Below are 24,352 nucleotides of genomic sequence, written 5' to 3' on the forward strand. Positions count from 1 at the left end.
TTTACTGGTTTGCGACTGCTCCGCAGCCGAACGGGGATAAATCCCCTCGCCACAAAGGCCACCTCCCTCAAGTGATTTGCGTCTGGCCCAACAACATAGATCACCTTTATGACCGCCACCTCCTACATCGGCCGCTTCGCCCCCACGCCCAGCGGACATCTGCATTTCGGTTCGCTGGTCGCAGCGCTGGCCTCGTACCTCGACGCCCGCTCGGTGGGCGGTCAGTGGCTGATGCGGATGGAAGACCTCGATCCGCCTCGAGAAGAACCCGGCGCTCAGGCTGCAATACTCAAGGCCCTGGAGAGCTATGGCTTCGAGTGGGACGGTGAAGTGATCCGCCAAAGCGACCGGCACGATGCCTATGCCGAAGTTCTCAATCGCCTGTTTAACCACGGCCTGGCTTATGCCTGCACCTGCTCGCGCAAACAACTGGAGCCCTATCACGGCATCTACCCAGGGTTCTGCCGTAATGCCGGGCACGGCACTGAAAACGCTGCAATACGATTGCGAGTACCCGAACTGGAATACCACTTTATCGACCGCGTGCAAGGCGAGTATCGCCAGCACCTGGGTCGTGACGTCGGTGATTTCGTGATTCGCCGCCGCGACGGACTCTATGCCTATCAACTCGCGGTGGTGCTGGACGACGCCTGGCAAGGCATCACTGATATCGTCCGTGGCGCCGACCTGCTGGATTCCACGCCGCGCCAGCTTTACCTGCAAGAGCTGCTCGGCCTGCGGCAACCGAAATACCTGCATATCCCGCTGATCACTCAGCCCGATGGCAACAAGCTCGGCAAATCCTACCGTTCTCCGCCTCTGACAACCGATCAGGCAACACCTTTGTTGCTGCGTGCCCTGCGCGCGCTCGGGCAGAAACCGGGGACCGAAATGTCGTACGCAACGCCCAGGGAAGTGCTGAACTGGGCCATTGGCCACTGGGATGCGCTGCTGATCCCGCGCACACTTGACCTTCCCGAAGCGCAACTGCAGTGATCACACTTGCAGTGGCGCGCCCATCCGTTACCATCGCCGCACGTTTTCGGGCACGTGCATAAAAAAGAGAGGCCGGGATGTACATCTATCGCTTGGTCCTGCTCCTGGTAGTGGGGATTTATCTGTTCTCCCCAGCCATCATGGATTGGTGGATCGACGCCACCGGTGCCTGGTATCGCCCTTATCTGCTCTGGCTGATTCTGATCGTCGTGACCTTCATCCTGCAGAGCCAAAAAGATGCCGATGAGCTTTAGCCTGACCCAGATGATCCTGATCAGCGCCGCCTACCTGGCCGTGCTGTTCGGCGTAGCCTGGATCAGTGAACGGGGCATGATCCCCCGGGCGATCATTCGCCACCCTCTGACGTACACCCTGTCGCTGGGTGTTTACGCCAGTGCCTGGGCTTTTTACGGCACCGTGGGCCTGGCCTATCAATACGGTTACGGTTTCCTGTCCAGCTATCTCGGTGTTTCGGGCGCTTTCCTGCTGGCGCCGGTGCTGCTGTATCCGATCCTGAAAATCACCCGCACCTATCAATTGTCCTCGTTGGCAGACTTGTTTGCGTTCCGGTTTCGCAGCACGTGGGCGGGGGCACTGACGACGATTTTCATGTTGATCGGCGTGCTGCCGTTACTGGCGTTGCAGATTCAGGCCGTGGCCGACTCCATCGGCATTCTCACTCGCGAGCCGGTCCAACATCGCGTGGCATTGAGCTTCTGTGCGCTGATTACACTGTTCACCATTTTCTTCGGCTCACGCCATATCGCTACCCGCGAAAAACACGAAGGCCTGGTGTTCGCGATTGCCTTCGAGTCGGTGATCAAACTGATCGCCATTGGCGGCGTCGGCCTCTATGCGCTGTACGGCGTGTTCGATGGTCCGCAACAACTCGAGCTTTGGCTGCTGCAAAACCAGACGGCGCTGGCTGCCCTGCATACACCGTTGCAGGAAGGTCCGTGGCGCACACTGCTGCTGGTGTTCTTTGCGTCGGCGATCGTGATGCCGCACATGTATCACATGACGTTTACCGAAAATCTCAACCCTCGCTCGCTGGTCAGTGCGAGCTGGGGTTTGCCACTGTTTCTGCTGCTGATGAGCCTGGCTGTCCCGCTGATTCTCTGGGCCGGACTGAAGCTCGGCGCCACTACCAACCCGGAATACTTCACCCTGGGAATCGGTATCGCCGCCAACAGCAAGGCGTTGGCACTGCTGGCGTATGTCGGCGGATTATCGGCTGCCAGCGGTTTGATCATTGTCACCACCCTGGCGCTGTCCGGGATGGCACTCAATCACCTGGTGCTGCCGCTCTACCAGCCGCCGGCCGAAGGCAACATTTATCGCTGGCTGAAGTGGACCCGCCGGGCGCTGATCGTCGCCATCATCATGGCCGGGTACGGTTTCTATCTGCTGCTCGGCGCCGAGCAGGATCTGGCCAACCTTGGGATCGTCGCGTTTGTGGCGACGTTGCAGTTCCTGCCGGGTGTGCTGTCGGTCCTGTATTGGCCGACCGCCAACCGTCGCGGCTTTATCGCCGGCTTGCTGGCCGGGATCCTGGTGTGGCTGGTGACGATGCTGTTGCCGCTGGTCGGCAATTTGCAGGGCTTCTATATTCCGCTCCTGAACATGATTTACGTGCTGGACGACACCAGTTGGCACATGGCGGCCATTGCTTCGCTGGCTGCCAACGTACTGATGTTCACGCTCATCTCACTATTCACCAATGCCAGTCCTGAAGAAGCCAGCGCTGCAGAAGCTTGCGCTGTGGATAACGTCCGCCGACCACAACGTCGCGAATTGCACGCCGCCTCTCCACAGGAATTTGCCACCCAACTGGCCAAACCATTGGGTGCGAAGGCTGCGCAAAAGGAAGTGGAACAGGCGTTGCGCGACCTCTACCTGCCATTCGATGAGCGCCGACCGTATGCGTTGCGCCGATTAAGGGACCGGATCGAGGCCAACCTGTCTGGCCTGATGGGGCCCAGCGTCGCTCAGGACATGGTCGAAACCTTCCTGCCTTACAAGGCCGGCGGCGAAAACTACGTGACTGAAGACATTCACTTCATCGAAAGCCGTTTAGAGGATTACCACTCGCGTCTGACCGGGCTGGCAGCGGAACTGGACGCGTTGCGTCGTTACCACCGCCAGACGTTGCAAGAGTTGCCGATGGGTGTCTGTTCCCTCGCCAAGGACCAGGAAATCCTGATGTGGAACAAAGCCATGGAGGAACTCACCGGAATCGCCGCCCAGCGCGTGGTCGGTTCACGCCTGAGCACCATTGCCGATCCGTGGAAAGAACTGTTGCAAGGCTTCATCAACCTGCCGGACGAGCACTTGCACAAACAGCATCTAGCGCTCGACGGCCAGACCCGTTGGCTGAACCTGCACAAAGCCGCCATCGATGAACCCCTCGCGCCGGGTAACAGTGGCCTGGTGCTGTTGGTAGAAGACCTGACTGAAACCCAGATGCTCGAAGACAAACTGGTGCACTCCGAGCGTCTGGCCAGTATTGGTCGACTCGCTGCCGGCGTGGCCCATGAGATCGGAAACCCGATTACCGGTATCGCCTGCCTGGCGCAGAACCTGCGCGAAGAGCGTGAGGACGACAGTGAGTTGAAGGAAATCAGCGGCCAGATCCTCGAGCAGACCAAGCGGGTATCGCGCATCGTTCAGTCACTGATGAGCTTCGCCCATGCCGGCAGCCATCAGCACAGCGACGAGCCCGTCTGTCTGGCGGAAGTCGCCCAGGACGCGATAGGCCTGCTGGCCCTCAATCGACGCAATTTCGAAGTGCAATTCTACAACCTGTGCGACCCCGATCACTGGGTCGAAGGCGACCCGCAGCGACTCGCCCAGGTCTTGATCAACTTGCTCTCAAACGCCCGCGACGCCTCGCCTCCCGGCAGTGCAGTGCGCGTTAAAAGCGAAGCCGGCGAGCACACGGTCGACCTGATCGTGGAAGACGAAGGCAGCGGTATTCCGAAGAACATCATGGACCGATTGTTCGAACCCTTCTTCACCACCAAGGACCCTGGCGAAGGCACCGGTCTGGGCCTTGCACTGGTCTATTCCATCGTTGAAGAGCATTATGGACAAATCACCATCGACAGCCCGGCTGATGTTCAAAGCCAACGCGGCACCCGTATTCGGGTGACCTTGCCGCGTCATGTCGAAGCGACGTCCGCTGTGAACTGAGACCGTCGAGAGTATCGAATCAATGCCGCACATTTTGATCGTCGAAGACGAAACAATTATCCGCTCCGCCTTGCGCCGCCTGCTGGAACGTAACCAGTACCAGGTCAGCGAAGCCGGTTCTGTGCAGGAAGCACAAGAACGTTTCACAATCCCCACGTTCGACCTGATCGTCAGCGATCTGCGTTTACCAGGCGCACCGGGTACCGAGCTGATCAAGCTCGGCCAAGGTACGCCGGTGCTGATCATGACCAGCTACGCCAGCCTGCGCTCAGCGGTCGACTCGATGAAGATGGGCGCGGTGGACTACATCGCCAAGCCTTTCGATCACGATGAAATGCTTCAGGCGGTCGCACGAATCCTGCGTGATCGGCAATCGGTGCAAAGCACTGTCGGTGAGCCTGCCAGTGCCAAGGCGGGCAATGGCACGGCAAAAACCGGTGTCGACAACAGCAATGGCGAAATCGGCATCATCGGTTCGTGCCCCCCGATGCAGGATCTGTACAGCAAGATCCGCAAAGTGGCCCCGACTGACTCAAATGTCCTGATCCAGGGCGAATCAGGCACCGGTAAGGAACTGGTGGCGCGGGCGCTGCACAACCTGTCCAAACGTGCCAAGGCGCCGATGATTTCGGTGAACTGCGCAGCCATTCCGGAAAGCCTGATCGAGTCCGAACTGTTCGGCCACGAAAAAGGTGCGTTTACCGGTGCCAGCGCCGGTCGCGCCGGTCTGGTGGAAGCTGCCGATGGCGGCACACTGTTCCTCGACGAAATTGGCGAACTGCCACTGGAAGCTCAGGCTCGTCTGTTGCGCGTATTGCAGGAAGGCGAGATTCGCCGAGTCGGTTCCGTGCAATCGCAGAAAGTCGACGTTCGACTGATCGCAGCGACTCACCGGGACCTCAAGAGCCTGGCGAAGATCGGCCAGTTCCGTGAAGACTTGTATTACCGCCTCCACGTCATTGCCCTGAAATTGCCAGCGCTGCGTGAGCGTGGTGCAGACGTCAACGAAATCGCCACTGCCTTCCTGGCGCGACAAAGTGCCCGAGTCAACCGCACGGACCTTAAGTTTGCGCCGGATGCCGAGCAAGCGATTCGTCACTATTCATGGCCGGGTAACGTTCGTGAACTGGAAAACGCTGTAGAGCGCGCCGTCATTCTTTGCGAAAGCCCGGAGATTTCCGCTGAACTGCTGGGGATCGACATCGAGCTGAATGATCTGGATGACGATGAGTTCATCGGCCTTGCCCCGCAACAGGGCGGCAGTGCCAGTAACACCAGCCATGAGCCCACGGAAGACCTGTCACTGGAAGACTACTTCCAGCACTTCGTGCTCGAGCATCAGGACCATATGACCGAGACCGAGCTGGCCCGCAAACTTGGGGTCAGTCGTAAATGCCTGTGGGAACGCCGTCAGCGCCTGGGCATTCCACGGCGCAAGACCGGTGTGGCCAGCGAAAGCTGAACGTCACCTTTCGAATGTGCAGATAACAGCTGATTGTGTGAAAAAACTGTTACCTCAGGTTTTTCACGTAACAGAAGCCGGGGCTTACGGTAACGAAGCCCCGGCTTTTTTTGGCCTCGCAAATACCCGCTTCAGTGCCTAACCCCTTGTTTTGCTGGGCTTCGCAAAAGTTGGCACGCACCCTGCTATATGTTTAGTACAAGAACAATAACAAGCAATGCACAAGACAATAAAAATAAGACGAATCGACTCACGCACAATAAAAACAAGACGGCGAGAGGCGCAGCTAACTGATTCTTTTGGAGAGGCGTTGTATTTGGGGCTTGCCCCACGACCAGGCCGAGAACAACAAAAACTGTCCTAAGACAGAGCCTGAACTGGTTGGATCGATAGATCACTGCAGCACAGCGACCAAAGCAATCCGTTTGCTCTTGGCTCCCGATTGGGAGGGTCATGAAGGAAAATCTTCATGACGAGGGCACTTAACAAAAACAAAAAGCCCGAAACCAATAATAAAAATAGAGCATGCAACTACTTCTTGGGGAGCTTCGGCTCCCCTTGTAGTTTCCGGGATTTGACGATCATGCGGCCTCTGACGCCGCTGTCCGATTATTCGTCCTTCATCCCGTTGCGCAGCTTCCTACACCATCCCCCGACTAAATGCTAGAATCCCCGCCCATCATGCGGTCATTCTTCGTTATGGCCGAACATTCCTTCAAACAGTGCATCCCATGCTGAAGAAGTTGTTCCAGTCATTCCGTTCTCCCAAGCGTCATACGCAACACATTCGCAGTACGCCTGAAGTGCTCAACAGCAGCCAACACTCGCTGCAGAAGTCACAATTCAGCCGATACGCGGTGAATATCGTCGAACGCCTGCAGAACGCCGGTTACCAGGCCTATCTGGTTGGCGGCTGTGTGCGCGACATGATGCTCGGCATCACGCCAAAAGATTTTGACGTCGCCACCAGTGCTACGCCTGAACAGGTAAGAGCTGAATTCCGCAACGCGCGGATTATTGGCCGTCGCTTCAAATTGGTGCATATACATTTTGGCCGCGAAATCATCGAGGTCGCGACCTTCCGCGCCAATCACCCGCAAAACGATGAAGAAGAAGACAGCAACCAGTCCTCACGCAATGAGAGTGGGCGCATCCTTCGCGACAACGTTTACGGGACCCTGGAAGAAGACGCGCAGCGCCGCGATTTCACCATCAACGCCCTGTATTACGATCCGGTCAGTGAGCGCATTCTCGACTACGCCAACGGCGTCCACGATATTCGCAATCATTTGATCCGACTGATCGGCGATCCGAAGCAGCGCTATCAGGAAGACCCGGTTCGGATGCTGCGAGCCGTACGTTTCGCCGCCAAACTGAATTTCGGCATCGAAAAGCACAGTGCCGCGCCGATCCGCGAACTCGCCCCGATGCTTCGAGAGATACCGTCGGCTCGTCTGTTTGAAGAAGTACTCAAATTGTTCCTCTCCGGCCATGCCGCAGACACCTTCGAAATGCTGGTGGATTTGCAGCTGTTCGACCCGCTGTTCCCGGCCAGTGCCGAAGCGTTGGAATACAACCCTACCTACACTCACACGCTGATCAGCGAAGCCTTGGTCAACACCGACCTGCGGATCAAGCAAAACAAACCGGTGACCCCGGCATTCCTGTTTGCAGCGCTGCTGTGGCCTGCTTTGCCGGCGCGCGTGTTGCGTCTGCAAGAGCGTGGCATGCCGCCGATTCCGGCAATGCAGGAAGCCGCTCACGAACTGATTGCCGAACAGTGTCAGCGCATCGCGATTCCTAAGCGCTTTACCATGCCGATCCGCGAGATCTGGGACATGCAGGAGCGCTTGCCACGCCGCAGCGGCAAACGTGCCGACCTGTTGCTCGACAATCCACGGTTCCGGGCCGGTTATGACTTCCTGCTGTTGCGTGAGAGCGCCGGGGAACAAACCGACGGCCTTGGTGAATGGTGGACGGATTATCAGGACGCCAACGACAGCGAGCGCCGTGACATGATCCGCGACCTCAGTGGTAAAGACGAAGGCACCGGTGCGCCGCGCAAACGTCGCCGTAGCGGTGGCGCAAAGCGCAAGCGTACAGCCGACGCACCGAGCACCACGGGCGAGTAACTCATGGAACGCATCTACATCGGCATGGGCAGCAACCTGGCTGCCCCCGCCGAACAATTGCGCAGCGCGGTGGATGCGCTGGCGCAACTGCCACGTACGGAACTGGTCGCCGTTTCCGCGTTTTATCAAAGCGATTCATTGCTGCCTGGCCAACCGCGTTACACCAACGCGGTGGCCGCTCTCGACAGCCTGCTCCCGCCACTGGAACTACTGGATGCGCTGCAAGCCATCGAGAACGAACAGGGGCGCGAACGCCTTGAACGTTGGGGGCCACGCACGCTGGATCTGGACATCGTGCTGTTCGGCGACCGACTGATCGACGAGCCTCGCCTCAAAGTCCCCCACTACCATCTGCAAGAACGCGCGTTTGTACTGTATCCGCTGGCCGAGCTGGCGCCTGCGGACCTGCACTTGGCCGATGGCCGGGTACTTAGGGAATTACTCCAGGCTTGCCCGTTTGTCGGGCTGGAACGCATTCCCCAAAATTGAACACTTTCCCCCTGTAGGAGCGAGCCTGCTCGCGAAAGCGATCTCACACTCACCATCGTCGTTGAATGTCATACCGTAATCGCGAGCAGGCTCGCTCCCACATTGGTTTGTGCTGTACTCGAAAAATATTGCTGAATCGCATCAGTTACGCCGGTAACACCTCATGCGTAACAATGCGGTAACACACGCAATTGACTTCCCGAGTTCTCCTCACGACTATAGGCGTCCCGTTGCCGCCAACACGGCGTTGAAGGGCGCAATCCAGGCCTTAAAAGCACGACAACAGACCGTGCGCCTGTATTTAACGAAGAATCACGCGCGTTACTCGCAGTAGTTTTCACAGCGCCTGAATGAGGAACTTTTCATGCCAGCCATTACCCTGACCACCCTGCAAGGTCTCAAGCAAAAAGGTGAAAAAATCACTATGCTGACCTGCTATGACGCGACCTTCGCCCACGCCTGCAATCAGGCTGGCGTCGAAGTGCTGTTGGTGGGTGACTCCCTCGGCATGGTTTTGCAGGGTCATGACAGCACGCTGCCGGTGACCACCGCTGAGATGGCTTACCACGTGGCGTGCGTCAAACGCGGCAACACCGACGCATTGATCCTCGCCGACCTGCCTTTCATGGCCTACGCCACCACTGAACAAGCCATGACCAACAGCGCGCTGTTGATGCAGGCCGGTGCGCACATGATCAAGGTTGAAGGGGCATTGTGGCTTGCGGACTCGATTCGCTTGCTGGCCGAGCGTGGCATCCCGGTCTGCGCACACATGGGGCTGACACCTCAATCAGTGAACATCCTGGGCGGCTACAAAGTACAGGGACGCAACGAAAACCAGGCGCGACAAATGCGTGCCGATGCGATCTCGCTGGAACAAGCCGGCGCAGCGATGCTGCTGCTTGAATGCGTCCCGAGCGAGCTGGCCGAAGAAATCACCCAGGCAGTGAAGATCCCGGTTATCGGCATCGGCGCAGGCAGCGCCACAGATGGCCAGGTATTAGTGATGCACGACATGCTGGGCTTGTCGATTACAGGTCGCATGCCTAAATTCGTGAAAAACTTCATGGCCGGTCAAACCAGCATTGATGCGGCCTTGACTGCTTACGTCACCGAGGTCAAAGCGGCGACCTTCCCAGGTATCGAACACGGATTCTCTGCATGAACACCGTAAAAACCGTACGCGAACTTCGGGCCGCCGTCGCCCGCGCCCGTAGCGAAGGCAAGCGCATCGGCTTCGTGCCCACCATGGGCAACCTGCACAGCGGCCATATCGCGTTGATTACCAAAGCCACTCAACGAGTGGATTTCGTGGTCGCGAGCATCTTCGTCAACCCGTTGCAATTTGGGGCCGGCGAAGACCTCGACAAATACCCGCGAACTCTCGCTGCGGATCAGGAAAAACTGCTCCAGGCGGGCTGCCAATTATTGTTCGCGCCAAGCGTCGAAGAGATGTACCCGGACGGCATGCAAGGTCAGACCCGCGTCAGCGTTCCACAGCTCTCCGAAGGCCTGTGCGGCGCCAGTCGTCCCGGTCACTTCGAAGGCGTGGCGACAGTGGTCAGCAAGCTGTTCAACATGGTCCAGCCAGACCTGGCGATTTTTGGCCAGAAAGACTTCCAGCAATTGGCCGTGATCAAGTCCCTGGTCCATGACCTGAACATGCCTGTGCAAATCATTGGCGAGCCCACTGTTCGTGCAGCCGATGGCCTGGCGCTTTCCTCGCGCAATGGCTTTCTCGATGAACAACAGCGCTCCGTTGCACCCGTGGTGTATCGAGGCCTGACGCAAATTGGCGAGGCGATCAAACAGGGCGACAGGGATTTCCCGGCGCTCATCGATGCCCAGATCAAACAGCTGGAAACCGCCGGGCTGCGCCCGGACTACCTGGAAATCCGTGAAGCGCGGACTTTGCGTCCGGCGACCCCGCAGGATCGGGACCTGGTCATTCTGGTAGCCGCATATCTGGGGACAACGCGCCTGATCGACAACCTGCACATCAACCTCGACGCCACATTGTAGAAAGTGCGGTCGGTCATCCAGCATGATGCTGGATGACCCAGCAGATTCGCGCCTGCTTCGACAGTGAGTCTGGTTAAGCTTTCCCCTACCCGGTTCCGGTCGCCTGACCGAGCCAAAACCCGCACATCCTTCCGTTTGTCGGCTCGCCCTCTTCTTTATGTATAAAAAAGTACCGGGGACGGGTCAGACAAAGTCAAGACAGATCGCAGCGCGAAGGTTACTGTATTCGCCCTGCGCCATGAAAACGTGAAGACGCAGTTGACCGGACGCCCACCCGCAGCGATCCGGTATTTTTAGTGTTCAAAAGGCCGTTCAAGTAAAAAGGAAACCCGCAGCGATGGCGTACTACCGCACTCCTCACGACGTGACCGCTCTGCCCGCCTGGCAAGCGTTGAATGATCACCGCCAAGCCATGCAGGATTTCAGCATGCGCGAAGCGTTTAATGCCGATCCGCAGCGCTTTACCCAATTCACCCTCAGTAGCTGCGGTCTGTTTCTCGATTACTCGAAAAACCTGATCAACGCCGAGACCCGCAACCTGCTGGTGGGTCTGGCCAACGAAGTCGACCTCAAAGGCGCTATCAAGTCGCTGTTTGAAGGCGAAATCGTCAACTCGTCCGAAGGTCGCCCTGCCCTGCACACCGCACTGCGCCGTCCAGTTGGCGACAAGTTGTCGGTCAACGGCGTCAACGTGATGCCGGAAGTGCACAAGGTGCTGAATCAGATCACCGATCTCGTGGGCCGCATCCACGATGGTTTATGGCGTGGTTACACCGAGAAGCCGATCACTGACGTGGTCAACATCGGCATCGGTGGTTCGTTCCTCGGCCCGGAACTGGTGTCCGAAGCACTGCTGTCCTACGCCCAGAAAGGCGTGCGTTGCCATTATCTGGCGAACATCGATGGCAGTGAATTCCACGAGCTGACCATGAAGCTGCGTGCCGAGACCACGCTGTTCATCGTTTCGTCGAAATCCTTCAATACCCTCGAAACCCTGAAGAACGCCCAGGCTGCGCGCGCCTGGTACTTGGCTCAGGGCGGCTCCGAGGCCGAGCTGTACCGTCACTTTATCGCCGTTTCCAGCAACAACGCGGCAGCAGTGGCTTTCGGTATTCGTGAAGAAAACATCTTCCCGATGTGGGACTGGGTTGGCGGCCGTTACTCGTTGTGGTCGGCCATCGGTCTGCCGATTGCCCTGGCCATCGGCATGTCCAACTTCAAGGAACTGCTGTCCGGTGCCTACACCATGGACCAGCATTTCCAGAGCGCTCCTTTCGAACAGAACATGCCGGTATTGCTGGCGCTGCTCGGCGTCTGGTACGGCAATTTCTGGGGCGCGCAGAGTCACGCGATCCTGCCGTACGATCACTACCTGCGTAACATCACCAAGCATTTGCAACAGCTGGATATGGAATCCAACGGCAAGAGTGTTCGCCAGGATGGCACGCCGGTGTCCACCGAAACGGGCCCGGTCATCTGGGGCGGCGTGGGTTGCAACGGCCAACACGCCTATCACCAGTTGCTGCACCAGGGTACCCAACTGATTCCGGCCGACTTCATCGTGCCGATCGTCAGCTTCAACCCGGTCTCCGACCACCACCAGTGGCTGTACGCCAACTGCCTGTCCCAAAGCCAGGCATTGATGCTCGGCAAGACACTGGCCGAAGCCGAAACCGAGCTGCGCGACAAAGGCATGAGTGAAGAAGAAATTCACACAGTCGCGCCGCACAAGGTGATCCCGGGCAACCGACCGAGCAACACCATCGTGGTGGAGCGCATCAGCCCACGTCGTCTCGGCGCATTGGTGGCGATGTACGAACACAAAGTCTTCGTGCAAAGCGTGATCTGGGGCATCAACGCCTTCGACCAATGGGGTGTGGAACTGGGCAAAGAACTCGGCAAAGGTGTCTACAACCGCCTGGTCGGCAGCGAAGAAACTCCGGCTGACGATGCGTCGACCCAGGGTCTGATCAACTATTTCCGCGGTCGTCACCGCGGTTAAGCTGACGCCGTTCCTGCGAGAGTACTAACCTTGTAGGAGCTGCCGAAGGCTGCGATCTTTTGATTTTGAAGATCAAAAGATCGCAGCCTTCGGCAGCTCCTACGAGGGTCGCGCTGCTCCCCTCTTGTCGCAAAACAAGAATAAGGAACCGTCATGTTCGATATCAGCACGTTCCCCGAAGCCGATGCCGTCCGCCGGGCTGCGAATCTGAGTCAAGACGACTACAAGCGCCTGTACCGCCAATCCATCGAACACCCCAGTACTTTCTGGGCCGAACAAGCCACACGCTTCCTCGACTGGAGCGCCCCCTGGGACACTGTCCAGCGCTACAACCTGAAAACAGGTGAAGCCAGCTGGTTCTCCGGCGGCCAGTTGAACGTCAGCTACAACTGCATCGACCGTCACCTGAAACAACGTGGCGATCAAATTGCAATCATCTGGGAAGGCGACGATCCCGCCGAGTCCGCCCAGATCACCTACAAAAAACTCCACCATAACGTCTGCCGCCTGGCCAACGTGTTGAAAAGCCGTGGGGTAAAAAAAGGCGACCGGGTGTGCATCTACATGCCGATGATTCCCGAAGCGGCTTACGCCATGCTCGCCTGCACGCGCATCGGGGCGGTGCATTCGGTGGTATTTGGCGGATTCTCCCCCGACTCCGTCCGCGACCGGATACTCGACGCCGATTGCCGCACGGTCATCACCGCGGATGAAGGCGTGCGTGGTGGCAAATCCGTACCGCTCAAACAGAAGGTCGACCAGGCGCTGAAAAGCTGTCCGAACGTCAGCACCGTCATTGTGGTCGAGCGCACGCAAGGCGAAGTGGACTGGGTCGAAGGTCGGGATATCTGGTATCACCAGGCATTGCGCGATGCCAGCGATGACTGCCCGCCCGAACCGATGGACGCCGAAGACCCGCTGTTCATCCTCTATACCTCTGGCAGCACCGGCAAACCCAAAGGCGTACTGCACTCCACCGGCGGCTACTTGCTGCAAGCGGCGATGACGTTCAAGTACGTACTCGACTACCGTGATAACGAAGTTTTCTGGTGCACGGCCGATGTCGGCTGGGTCACCGGCCACAGTTACATCGTCTACGGCCCCCTCGCCAACGGCGCGACCACGCTGATCTTCGAAGGTGTGCCCAGCTATCCGAGCAGCTCGCGCTTCTGGCAGGTCATCGACAAACACCACGTCAACATCTTCTACACCGCCCCGACAGCCCTGCGCTCACTGATGCGCGAAGGCCCCGAGCCCCTGAAGGAAACGTCCCGGGCGAGCCTGCGACTGCTCGGCAGCGTCGGCGAGCCGATCAATCCGGAAGCCTGGGACTGGTACTTCAACGCCGTCGGCGAGCAACGTTGCCCTATCGTCGACACCTGGTGGCAGACCGAAACCGGCGGCATCATGCTCAGCCCGCTGGTCAGCGCCCAGCGCATCAAACCCGGTTGCGCCACCCAACCGATGTTCGGCGTGCAACCGGTGTTACTTGATGAGACGGGCAAGGAAATCAAGGGCGCCGGCAGCGGCGTACTGGCGATCAAGTCAAGCTGGCCGGCGCAGATCCGTAGCGTATATGGCGACCCTCAACGAATGGTCGACACCTACTTCAAACCCTACCCCGGCTATTACTTCACTGGCGATGGCGCGCGGCGCGACGAGGATGGCGATTACTGGATCACCGGGCGAATCGACGACGTGATCAACGTCTCCGGGCACCGCATCGGCACTGCAGAAGTGGAAAGCGCGCTGGTTGTGCACGACAGCATCGCCGAGGCCGCCGTGGTCGGTTACCCTCACGACGTCAAAGGCCAGGGCATCTATGCCTTCGTCACGCCCATGAATGGCACCGAGCCCAACGATCAGCTGAAAAAAGAGTTGCTGGATCATGTCAGCAAGGAAATCGGCAGCTTCGCCAAGCCGGATCTTATCCAGTGGGCACCGGCCTTGCCGAAGACCCGATCAGGCAAGATCATGCGACGAATTCTGCGCAAGATCGCCTGCAATGAGCTCGACACCTTGGGCGACACCTCGACCCTGGCCGATCCAAGTGTGGTTCAGGAGTTGGTTGATAAGCGCCTGAATCAATAACACCGGGACTCGGGACGTCCCGTGTAGGAGTTGCCGAAGGATGCGATCTTTTGATCTTGTTTTTTCAGAATCAAGATCAAAAGATCGCAGCCTTCGGCAGCTCCTACAGGGGGTAATCCAAGTCCTTAATTTTTTCGCCATTGAGTCGCCATGGAATTCATCCGCAACCGCATCGAAACCCAGATCATGAGCCTGACCGGCCTGTCCCTCGGCAAACTTGACCTGGAAAACCCCAAAGGCGATCCCGGCCTGTTCGGTCCCGACTCGGTGAGCTGGCAAGTTCATGGCGACTTCAGCAGCATGCTGATTGGTGGTATCAGCGCGCTGATGTTGCAAGCCTTGCACCCCTTGGCGCTGGCCGGGGTGTGGGACCACTCGAATTTTCGCGAGGACATGCTCGGCCGATTGCGCCGCACCGGCCAGTTCATCTCCGGCACCACCTTCGGCTCGCGAAAAGATGCCGACTGGTTGATCGAGAAAGTCCGCACCATTCACCTTCAAGTCACCGGCACCGCGCCTGACGGACGCCCCTACGCTGCCAGCGACCCCGATCTGTTGACCTGGGTTCATGTGGCCGAAGTCAGCAACTTCCTCGCTGCGCACCTGCGGTATCGAAATCCGCACCTGTCCCTGGCGGATCAGGACCGGTATTACGACGAAATCGCTTTGGTTGCGCAACGGTTGGGCGCCCGTGATGTACCTCACTCGCGGCAGGACATTGCCAACTACCTTGAGCGCATCCGCCCGCAGTTACTGTGCGATGACCGCAGTCGCGAGGTGTTACGGCTGCTCATGAACGCGCCATCCCCCAGCCGGTTGGCCAAGCCGTTCGGTGGGTTGATGATGCAAGCCGGGATCGATCTGCTGCCGGACTGGGCCAGCGACATGCTGGGGGTCCACCAGAGCCCTCTTCAACGCAAACTGATCCGCGCCAGTGTCAATCGCAGCGCACCGATGTTGCGCTGGGCAGTTCGTAACGGTTCGGTCCAGCGGGCCAAGCGGCGGATGGGCTTACTGACCTGAGCCAGGGTGTCCAACCTCGCCACAGACAATCCCCTTGCGCACAGTGTTAAACTCCCGCGCCAAATTACCTCCTGCAAGGCGCTCAGCATGTCTTCCTTGAATCAGGCGCTGCGCGCCGCCCTCGATCAGCGCCAGGACCTGCTTGCCGAACTGCATCAGCAAGGCACCGATTGCTACCGCCTGTTCCATGGCAGCCAGGAAGGCGCTGGCGGTTTGACCATTGACCGTTACGGTCCACAGTTGCTGGTGCAAAGCTTCCATCAAGCGCTGGAACGCGATGCCCTGCTGCAGTTGCATGCCACGATCAATCAACACTTGGGCGTCGAAACGCTGCTGGTCTACAACGACCGCTCCCGTGGCAATTCACGCATTGACCGCGAAGACACGGTCTACCAAGCCGACGAAGCCGCGTTGCAGGACCTGGTCGGTCACGAGTGGGGGCTCAACTACCGGGTCCGCGGTCGTCACGCGGGTCAGGACCCTCTGTTGTTTCTCGACCTGCGCAACACCCGTGGCTGGGTCAAGGCACACAGCAGCAACAAAAGCGTACTCAACCTGTTCGCGTATACCTGTGGCGTCGGCCTCAGTGCTGCGGCCGGTGGCGCGCGCGAAGTGTGCAACCTGGACTTTGCCGAGGGCAATCTCGCGGTCGGACGCGAGAATGGCCTGCTCAACCCGCAATTGCCGACCATGGAATTCATCCAGTCCGATTATTTCCCGGCGATCCGCCAACTGGCCGGTCTGCCGATCAGCCAGCGTCGCGGGCAGAAACTACCGAGTTATCAGCGCCTGGAACAGCGTCAGTACGACCTGGTACTGCTCGATCCGCCGGCCTGGGCGAAGAGTGCTTTCGGCACCGTCGACCTGCTGCGCGACTACCAGAGCCTGCTCAAACCCGCGCTGCTGACCACCGCCGACAACGGTGTACTGATCTGCTGCAACAACCTGGCGAAAGTCAGCATGGACGACTGGCGCGAGCAGGTACTGCGTTGCGCCGAGAAGGCTGGACGGCCGGTTCGTGAGTGGACCGTGATGAAGCCCGGCGCCGATTTCCCGTCGATGGACCATCAGCCTCCGTTGAAAACGCTGATCCTGCAGCTCTGAAATCTGCCGACACTTTCAGACAAATCCGGCAAAGCCTGTTCACTTCGGAACCAGAAACGCGTGCCATACTCCAAGGCACTCCGATTCAGACAGATGAAGCCGCACATGCCCAAAGGATTGATTCGCGCTATTGGCGCTTTGTTGACTGCTCTGGCCCTCTACAGCCTGCTGGGGTTTCTGATTTTGCCGGGCATTGCGCTAAGGGTGGCCAACCAACAATTGGCTAACTACGCCACAGTGCCCGCACATCTCCAACGCATCGAACTCAACCCGTTCAGCCTTGAAGTGACCCTGTGGGGACTGACCATCGGTGAGCCAGGCAAGGAGCAAGTCGGCTTCGAACGTCTATACGCCAATTTGCAGATCGACAGCCTCTGGACCAAGGCGCTGCATTTGTCCGATATCGAGCTGGACAAAGCCAAGACCGAAATTCTCTTCAACAAGGAAGGCCAGCTCAATCTGATCGGCCTGTTCAAACTGCCTGCGAGTGAACCAACGCCCGCAGACCCTGACGCCAAACCCTTCCCGATGCGTATCGAGCGCATCAAATTCGCGGATGGTTACGTGCACTTCCAGGATGCGCGGCCCAGCGAACCCATTGAGTTTCTCTACGACAAACTCGATTTCGAACTGAACAACCTCAGCACCCTGCCCGATGACAACGCCGACATGACACTGGTCGCGGTCGGTCCAGGCGGCGGTCAAATTGACTGGACGGGCAATTTCAGCCTGATCCCGATTGCGTCCGAAGGTAAGTTGAAAATCACTAACGGCCAGATGAAACAGTTTTGGCCTTACGTTCGCGATGCCTTGCCGCTGGTGCTGGAGAACGGCGTTGTAAACCTCAGCACTGACTACAAACTCAATCTGTCCAAGGAAACAGAGCTGCTGTTGAGCAACGTCGCGGTCAGTGTCGCGCCCTTTGCCATCAAGGCCCCGGACGGTCGTCCTTTGGCGAAACTTGAACGTCTGGACGTCAGTGAGACCACCGTCGACCTGGCCAAGCAGCAAGTGGTGGTCGGCAAGATTCGCAGCCAAAAGCTGGAAACCTGGGCTGCTCTCGAAGCCGACGGACAGCTCGACTGGCAAAAGCTGTTCGCCAGCCATCCATCCAAACCGGCGGCCAAAGTCAAAGCCGACGCCGAACCCGTCAGCACACCAGCCGCCGCCGATTCACCGAAAGCTGAACCTGCCGCGCCCGGCAAGCCATGGCAGGTGCTGCTCAAAGACGTGCAACTGCGCGATTACCAGGTGCATCTGGCGGACCGTCAGGCTCAGCCCAACGTGGCGCTGGACATCGGACCGCTGAACGTCGACCTACAGAACTTCGACAGCCTCAACGGCTCGCCTTTCGACCTCAAGCTCGACACTGGCATCGGCAAGCAAGGCAAGCTCACCGCGGAAGGCATCGTCAATCTGGCGCCGGTCAATGCGAAGCTCAAGGTTCAAACCAAAGATATCGACCTGCGTGTCGCCCAGTCCTACATCAACCCGTTTATTCGCCTCGAACTGCGCAGCGGCATGCTAGGCAGTGACCTGGCTGTCGACCTGAAAAGCACCGAGCCCCTCGCGCTCAGCGTCACCGGTCGAGCTCAGATCGATCAACTGCACACCCTCGATACCTTGAAGACCCGTGACTTTCTCAAGTGGCAACAGGTCGTGGTCGAGGGCCTGAATTATCAGCATGGCGACAGCTTGTCGATCGACAAGGTCAACCTGTTCCAGCCTTACGTACGCTTCATGATCAACGATGACCGCACAACCAACGTCGACGATTTGCTGATCCCGCAACCGGCCGATTCCGGCAGTAAATCCACTGCCGCCAAACCGGCCAGCAAAGACAAACCCCTGGGCATTCACATTGGCGGCATTGCCATTAATGACGGGTCGGCCAACTTCGCCGACTTCAGCCTGACGCCAAACTTTGCCACCGCCATCCAACAGCTCAACGGTGCGATTGGCACCATCGACAGCCGCCAGATGAAACCGGCCACCGTCGACATCAAGGGCAAGGTCGACCGCTATGCGCCAGTGACCATCAAGGGCGCGGTCAACCCGTTCGACCCGATGGCCAGCCTGGACATTGCGACCAGCTTCAAGCGCGTGGAACTGACCACACTGACGCCCTACTCCGGAAAATTTGCCGGTTACCGCATCCGCAAGGGCCGACTTAATCTCGACCTGCACTACCTCATCACCAAAGGCCAGCTCAAAGCTGAAAACAAAGTGGTGGTCGAACAGCTGCAACTGGGCGAAAAAGTCGACAGTCCCGATGCGGTGAGCCTGCCGTTGAAACTGGCGATCGCGTTGCTCAAGGACGTCGACGGCAAGATCTCGATCGAACTGCCGGTCACTGGCGATCTCAACAATCCCCAGTTCAGCGTTATGCCGATCGTCTGGCAAACCCTGCGCAACCTGATCGTGAAAGCGGCTGCCGCACCCTTCAAGTTAATCGGCGGACTGGTCAGCGGTGGTGGGTCGCAGGATCTGGGCACCGTTTCCTTCGCCCCGGGTTCAAGTGACTTGAGCAAGGATGCCGAGGGTGCATTGATCAAACTGTCCCAGGCCCTCAAGGAACGTCCAGCCCTTCGCCTGGAAATTGAAGGCACCGCTGCAGCCAGCAGTGACGGCCCGCTGATTGCCGAGCAACGTCTGGAGCGGGAATACCAATACAACTACTACAAAATGCTCCAGCGTCGCGGCGATAAAGTGCCGGCCCAAGCCTCTCTTCTGGAGGTGCCGGACGGCGAAAAGGGCGCGCTGCTGGAAGGGATCTACCGCACACGCCTGAAGACCCAACCGCCTGCCGAGTGGAAAGACCTGGGCAAGGAAGAACGCACCGCGAAAATGCGCGAAGGTTTGATCAAGTTCTGGAGTTCCAGTGACGTGCTGTTACGTCAGCTGGGTCAGGACCGCGCCAGCGCCATCAAGGACTATCTGGTCGACAAGGGGCAATTGGCCGATGACCGCGTTTACTTCATCGACGCCAACCTTGGCGAAGCTGAAAGCGACGGCCGGGTCATTACGCCCCTGCACCTGGATGCCGAGTGATGATTCGCAGAGTGTTTTTCAGCCTGGCGCTGACATTGATCGCGGGGAATGTCTGGGCGGCCGACACGCTACGCTGCGGCAGTCAATTGATCAGCGTCGGGGATCGTTCCAGCGAGGTCTTGCAGAAGTGCGGGGAGCCCGTCGCACGCGACCCGCTGGGCTATAAGCGCAGCGCTAACCGACGGGAAGAATTCCAGGTCGAAGAGTGGACTTACGGGCCGAATGGCGGGATGTACCAGTACTTGCGGTTCGAGGGTAATCGCCTGGTGCAGATCACCAGCAAGCGCGGTAGTTGAACGTCAAAAGATCGCAGCCCCGTTTCACTCGACAGCGCCTACACACCGACAAGGGATGTGCGCTTCCTGTAGGAGCTGTCGAGTGAAACGAGGCTGCGATCTTTTAATTCCACAATAGAACAGGCCCCGACACGAATGCCGGGGCCTGTAATGGCCACATCCTTGTGGCCTTCGCATGAACTCCAAAGCTGCGACAGACGTATAGCTCGGCCCGTCTATCGCGCCTTCTCCCGGTTCAGGCGAGAAGTCGTGCCGTTACTCGGCTTTCAGGCCGTCAGCGGAGACCGCTTTGACGCCTTTGATTTTCTTGGCGATGGCCACTGCGGTGGTTTTCTGAGCGTCAGTCACTGCAACAGTGGACGACAGGGACACAACGCCTTTGTTGGTTTCAACTTTGATGTCGGTACCAGGAATGCCTTTTTCGGTAACCAGGTCTGCTTTGACTTTGGTAGTGATCCAGGTATCGGAAGTAGCTTCTTTGGCTTCGGTCACTTCACCAGCGGCCAGCACCATTGGTGACTGGGTAGCCTGGGTAGTTTGTGCAAATGCGGAACCGGCCATGGTCAGGGTCAGGGTCAGCGCGGTAGCAGCAGCGGCAGTGATAGCGAACTTCTTCATACGAGTAACTCCTGTTTTTCTGGAAAGTCTGCTGCGTGTCTTGTCAGCAGGGTTACTGGGTATATTGCGAACGCTGTGCCAACTTTGAAACACAGAATAATTACTTATAAATCAACAGGTTAAAAAATCACCTGATTTTCGAAATCATGCAATTTGCATGAGTTGGAAATAATGGACATGCAAGTTGCGGGTTTTGGCGTGGGCCTAAGGCCATGAATTGTCGGGGGTTTTCTCAAATTTCCCGATTGCGCCGTATCAGAATCAAAAAAAAGCCCTGTATCGCGAAATACAGGGCTCTTGATGATGCTGAAACTGGATCAGCCAGCAGCAGGCGTGCAACCTTTCGGCGCGTAGTCTGCGATAACACTGGTGGCGCATGACCAGCCTTTGGCGGCATCGCGAGTCAACGTCACAGTTGCGCCGGTAATAACGGAAGGTGCGCCTTTGATTGTGCAAACGATGCCTGAAGCAGGACTCGTAGCAGCGGTGATGGTGCAGTTTTGCGTATCGCCAGCGGGGTTGAAGGCTGTCGCTGCTGGTGCCGCAGTACCGGAGTTCACCGCATCTTCATAATTGACCTTCAGCGCCGATACTTCGGCCGCGCCAGCCGTCATCTTCGCCCGCGCCTGGTACTTCGAATAGGCCGGGATAGCGAACGTCGCCAGGATCCCGATGATCGCCACAACGATCAACAGCTCGATCAGGGTAAAACCTTTTTGGTTATTCATAGACAAGCTCCATGCATGAGTCGGAATCTCATGATCTGCATTTATCCCAGCACAGCGCATGCCAACAGCCGCAACGCCTGCACGCTGGGGGCAAGCGCAAATTACCCATCTTTAGAGCCCTCGTAATCCGCACTATCTGACACTTTTTGTCACTTCACCACGGCTGGTTTGGCTCCGTCCCTTGACTAGGCTATAAGTCATGAACTGTCTGCGTCCGGTATCCCAATGAATGACATCGCTCTTAGCGGCCTGGCCAAGCAACTGGTCCTGGCCGAGCTGCTGACTGACAAAAGCGCGCAACAGGCGTATCAGCAAGCCCAACGCAACCGCATCTCCCTGGTCAGCTATCTGGTGCAGAACAGGCTGGTGAAGAGCCGGCGAGTCGCCGAGATCGCCTCCGAGCATTTCGGCATGGCGCTGTTCGACCTCAATGCCCTCGACAAGGAAGGCCAGCCCAAAGGACTGGTCAGCGAAAAGCTCGTGCGCCAACACCACGTCTTGCCCCTGTGGCGGCGTGGTAACAAGTTGTTCGTGGGGGTTTCCGACCCGACCAACCATCAAGTCATCAATGACATCCAGTTCAGTACCGGGCTGACCACCGAAGCCATTCTGGTAGAGGATGAAAAGCTAAGCGACGCCATCGAAAAACTCTTCGACACCCACTCCACCGGCCTGGAAGACATGGCCGACGTTGACCTTGATGGCGTGGACATTGATTCAGCCGATGACAGCAAAGCGGACGCCATCGCTGGACAGGATGCCGATGACGCGCCAGTGGTTCGCTTCGTCCACAAGATGCTGCTCGACGCGATAAAAAGTGGCTCCTCGGACCTGCACTTCGAGCCTTACGAAAAAACCTACCGCGTGCGGATGCGCACCGACGGCATGCTGCGCGAAGTTGCCAAGCCACCGATTCAACTGGCGGGCCGCATCGCCGCGCGGTTGAAAGTCATGGCCAGCCTCGACATTTCCGAACGACGCCGCCCCCAGGACGGGCGGATCAAAATGCGCCTGTCCAAAAGCAAATCCATCGACTTCCGGGTCAATACCCTGCCGACCCTATGGGGCGAGAAAGTGGTGATCCGGATCCTCGATCCGTCCAGCGCACAAATGGGCATCGACGCCCTCGGTTACGAACCCGCGCAAAAAGATCTGTACATGGCCGCGCTGAGGCAGCCACAGGGCATGATCCTGGTCACCGGCCCCACGGGTTCCGGCAAGACCGTATCGCTCTACACCGGCCTGAACATTCTCAACACCGTGGACATCAACATCTCCACCGCCGAAGACCCGGTGGAAATCAACATGGAAGGCGTCAACCAGGTCAACGTCAATCCCAAGCAAGGCCTGGATTTTGCCCAGGCGTTGCGCTCCTTTTTGCGGCAGGACCCGGACGTGATCATGGTCGGCGAAATCCGTGACCTCGAAACCGCTGAAATCGCCATCAAGGCGGCCCAGACCGGGCACCTGGTATTGTCGACCCTGCACACCAACAGTGCGGCGGAAACCCTCACCCGCCTGCACAACATGGGTGTTCAGGGCTTTAACATTGCGACGTCCGTCAGCCTGATCATCGCTCAGCGCCTTGCGCGCAAATTGTGCAGTCATTGCAAAAAACCTATCGACATACCCCGCGAAGCATTGCTCAAGGAAGGTTTCCCAGAGGAACGCATCGGCTCGTTCACGATCTTTGAACCGGTCGGATGCGACCTCTGTAACAACGGCTATAAAGGCCGGGTCGGGATTTATGAAGTGGTGAAAAACACGCCGGCGCTTCAACACCTGATCATGGCCGAAGGCAATTCACTGGAAATCGATATTCAGATGCGCAAAGACGGTTTTGATGATCTGCGTACTTCCGGTCTGCAAAAGGCCATGCAAGGCATCACCAGCCTTGAAGAAATCAACCGGGTCACCAAGGACTGAACATGGCGGTCAAAGCAGTAAAAATCAGCGTTTACGCCTGGGAAGGCACCGACAGGAAAGGCACGAAAATGACCGGCGAATTGAGCGGTCAGAATCCGGCGCTGATCAAGGCTCAGTTACGCAAGCAAGGCATTAACCCGGGCAAGGTGCGCAAGAAGTCCGTCTCGATTTTCAACCTGGGCAAGCGTATCAAGGCCCAGGACATCGCCCTGTTCACCCGGCAAATGGCGACCATGATGAAAGCCGGTGTGCCGCTGCTGCAATCGTTCGACATCATCGGCGAAGGCTTCGAGAATCCGGCCATGCGCAAACTGGTGGGCGAGGTGAAACAGGAAGTCGCGGCGGGTAACAGCTTCGCTGCGGCCTTGCGTAAAAAGCCCCAATACTTCGATGAGCTCTACTGCAACCTGGTGGACGCGGGCGAACAGGCAGGTGCTCTGGATACACTGCTGGAACGGGTCGCGACCTATAAGGAAAAAAGCGAAGCCCTCAAGGCGAAGATCAAGAAAGCCATGACCTATCCCCTGTTCGTGGTGTTCGTCGCGCTGATTGTGACGGGGATTCTGCTGGTCAAAGTGGTGCCGCAGTTCGAGTCTGTTTTCAAAGGGTTTGGTGCTGAATTGCCCGCCTTTACCGTAATGGTCATCGGCCTCTCGGAGTTCATGCAGGAGTGGTGGTGGATCATACTGGGGCTATTGATCGCAGCAATCTTCGGTGTACGCCATGCGCTTAAAACCTCTCAGGCTTTTCGCGACCGGATGGACACCTGGCTGCTGAAACTGCCGTTGGTGGGCGCTCTGATGTACAAGTCTGCCGTCGCTCGTTATGCCCGCACACTGTCGACCACTTTTGCCGCAGGGGTGCCACTGGTAGAAGCCTTGGAGTCCGTTGCCGGGGCGACCGGCAATATCGTGTTCAAGCGTGCGGTGTTAAGGGTCAAGCAAGACGTTTCGACGGGTATGCAGCTGAACTTCGCCATGCGCACCTCTGGCGTTTTTCCAAACATGGCGATCCAGATGACGGCGATTGGTGAGGAGTCCGGCGCGCTGGACGACATGCTGGACAAGGTGGCGAGTTTCTACGAAGCCGAAATCGACAACATGGTGGACAACCTCACCAGCCTGATGGAACCGTTCATCATGGTGGTGCTGGGGATTATCGTCGGCAGCCTGGTGGTTGCCATGTACCTGCCTATTTTCCAACTCGGCGCAACGATCTGA

The 24,352-nt window shown here is 58.0% G+C and carries 18 protein-coding genes; 16 read left to right on the forward strand and 2 right to left on the reverse strand.

From position 1 onward, the window contains the following. The first annotated feature begins 108 nt into the window (after positions 1 to 108). The 14 genes from gluQRS to ACA063_RS24965 all read left to right on the forward strand — a co-directional run bounded on the left by gluQRS (position 109) and on the right by ACA063_RS24965 (position 19,860). Positions 109 to 996 (forward strand): tRNA glutamyl-Q(34) synthetase GluQRS, encoded by an 888-nt coding sequence (gene gluQRS / locus ACA063_RS24900; protein ID WP_497663745.1) that lies wholly within the window; start codon positions 109 to 111, stop codon positions 994 to 996. Positions 997 to 1,073: 77 nt separating this feature from the next. Further along, on the forward strand, positions 1,074 to 1,250 hold the full coding sequence (locus ACA063_RS24905; protein ID WP_003176118.1) for a hypothetical protein: 177 nt from the start codon (positions 1,074 to 1,076) through the stop codon (positions 1,248 to 1,250). Further along, on the forward strand, positions 1,234 to 4,188 hold the full coding sequence (locus tag ACA063_RS24910) for a sensor histidine kinase (RefSeq protein ID WP_162437824.1): 2,955 nt from the start codon (positions 1,234 to 1,236) through the stop codon (positions 4,186 to 4,188). Before ACA063_RS24905 ends, ACA063_RS24910 begins: the two co-directional genes overlap by 17 nt. Before the next feature lie 22 nt (positions 4,189 to 4,210). Continuing rightward, on the forward strand, positions 4,211 to 5,650 hold the full coding sequence (locus ACA063_RS24915; RefSeq protein ID WP_497663746.1) for a sigma-54-dependent transcriptional regulator: 1,440 nt from the start codon (positions 4,211 to 4,213) through the stop codon (positions 5,648 to 5,650). A gap of 731 nt (positions 5,651 to 6,381) precedes the next feature. Next, positions 6,382 to 7,782, forward strand: a complete 1,401-nt coding sequence (locus ACA063_RS24920; RefSeq protein ID WP_490147735.1) for a polynucleotide adenylyltransferase PcnB — start codon at positions 6,382 to 6,384, stop codon at positions 7,780 to 7,782. Positions 7,783 to 7,785: 3 nt separating this feature from the next. Beyond that, a complete protein-coding gene (gene folK / locus ACA063_RS24925) occupies positions 7,786 to 8,271 on the forward strand; it encodes a 2-amino-4-hydroxy-6-hydroxymethyldihydropteridine diphosphokinase (protein WP_497663747.1) in 486 nt (161 codons plus the stop codon). A gap of 364 nt (positions 8,272 to 8,635) precedes the next feature. Beyond that, positions 8,636 to 9,436: a 3-methyl-2-oxobutanoate hydroxymethyltransferase gene (panB, locus tag ACA063_RS24930; RefSeq protein ID WP_497663748.1), complete on the forward strand. Its 801-nt coding sequence runs from the start codon at positions 8,636 to 8,638 to the stop codon at positions 9,434 to 9,436. Then, complete coding sequence (gene panC / locus ACA063_RS24935; protein ID WP_497663749.1) at positions 9,433 to 10,293, forward strand: pantoate--beta-alanine ligase; 861 nt, start codon at positions 9,433 to 9,435, stop codon at positions 10,291 to 10,293. Before panB ends, panC begins: the two co-directional genes overlap by 4 nt. A gap of 337 nt (positions 10,294 to 10,630) precedes the next feature. After that, positions 10,631 to 12,295, forward strand: a complete 1,665-nt coding sequence (pgi, locus tag ACA063_RS24940; protein ID WP_162437818.1) for a glucose-6-phosphate isomerase — start codon at positions 10,631 to 10,633, stop codon at positions 12,293 to 12,295. 153 nt (positions 12,296 to 12,448) lie between these two features. Further along, complete coding sequence (gene acs / locus ACA063_RS24945; RefSeq protein ID WP_497663750.1) at positions 12,449 to 14,386, forward strand: acetate--CoA ligase; 1,938 nt, start codon at positions 12,449 to 12,451, stop codon at positions 14,384 to 14,386. Positions 14,387 to 14,536: 150 nt separating this feature from the next. Beyond that, on the forward strand, positions 14,537 to 15,409 hold the full coding sequence (locus ACA063_RS24950; protein WP_497663751.1) for an oxygenase MpaB family protein: 873 nt from the start codon (positions 14,537 to 14,539) through the stop codon (positions 15,407 to 15,409). A gap of 87 nt (positions 15,410 to 15,496) precedes the next feature. After that, on the forward strand, positions 15,497 to 16,513 hold the full coding sequence (locus ACA063_RS24955) for a class I SAM-dependent rRNA methyltransferase (protein ID WP_497663752.1): 1,017 nt from the start codon (positions 15,497 to 15,499) through the stop codon (positions 16,511 to 16,513). 93 nt (positions 16,514 to 16,606) lie between these two features. Beyond that, the gene (locus tag ACA063_RS24960; RefSeq protein WP_497663753.1) at positions 16,607 to 19,564 is read left to right on the forward strand and encodes a DUF748 domain-containing protein; all 2,958 of its coding nucleotides are present in this window, start codon (positions 16,607 to 16,609) and stop codon (positions 19,562 to 19,564) included. Further along, entirely contained in the window at positions 19,564 to 19,860 is a 297-nt protein-coding gene (locus ACA063_RS24965) for a DUF2845 domain-containing protein (protein ID WP_497663754.1), read from the forward strand. The genes ACA063_RS24960 and ACA063_RS24965 overlap by 1 nt, the downstream gene beginning before the upstream one ends. Positions 19,861 to 20,115: 255 nt before the next feature. Here the strand turns inward: ACA063_RS24965 and ACA063_RS24970 are convergent, their stop codons facing one another. Together ACA063_RS24970 and ACA063_RS24975 are read right to left on the reverse strand one after the other, a co-directional pair. Next, on the reverse strand, positions 20,116 to 20,478 hold the full coding sequence (locus ACA063_RS24970; protein WP_497663755.1) for a BON domain-containing protein: 363 nt from the start codon (positions 20,476 to 20,478) through the stop codon (positions 20,116 to 20,118). 317 nt (positions 20,479 to 20,795) lie between these two features. Continuing rightward, on the reverse strand, positions 20,796 to 21,206 hold the full coding sequence (locus ACA063_RS24975) for a pilin (protein ID WP_497663756.1): 411 nt from the start codon (positions 21,204 to 21,206) through the stop codon (positions 20,796 to 20,798). Positions 21,207 to 21,431: 225 nt separating this feature from the next. Here ACA063_RS24975 and pilB point away from each other — a divergent pair, with 225 nt between their 5' ends. Together pilB and ACA063_RS24985 are read left to right on the forward strand one after the other, a co-directional pair. Beyond that, positions 21,432 to 23,132: a type IV-A pilus assembly ATPase PilB gene (pilB, locus tag ACA063_RS24980; protein WP_497663757.1), complete on the forward strand. Its 1,701-nt coding sequence runs from the start codon at positions 21,432 to 21,434 to the stop codon at positions 23,130 to 23,132. A 2-nt stretch (positions 23,133 to 23,134) separates the two neighbouring features. After that, positions 23,135 to 24,352, forward strand: coding sequence for a type II secretion system F family protein (locus ACA063_RS24985; RefSeq protein ID WP_497663758.1), 1,218 nt, complete (start codon positions 23,135 to 23,137; stop codon positions 24,350 to 24,352).

Source organism: Pseudomonas sp. LBUM1643, from assembly GCF_059716215.1.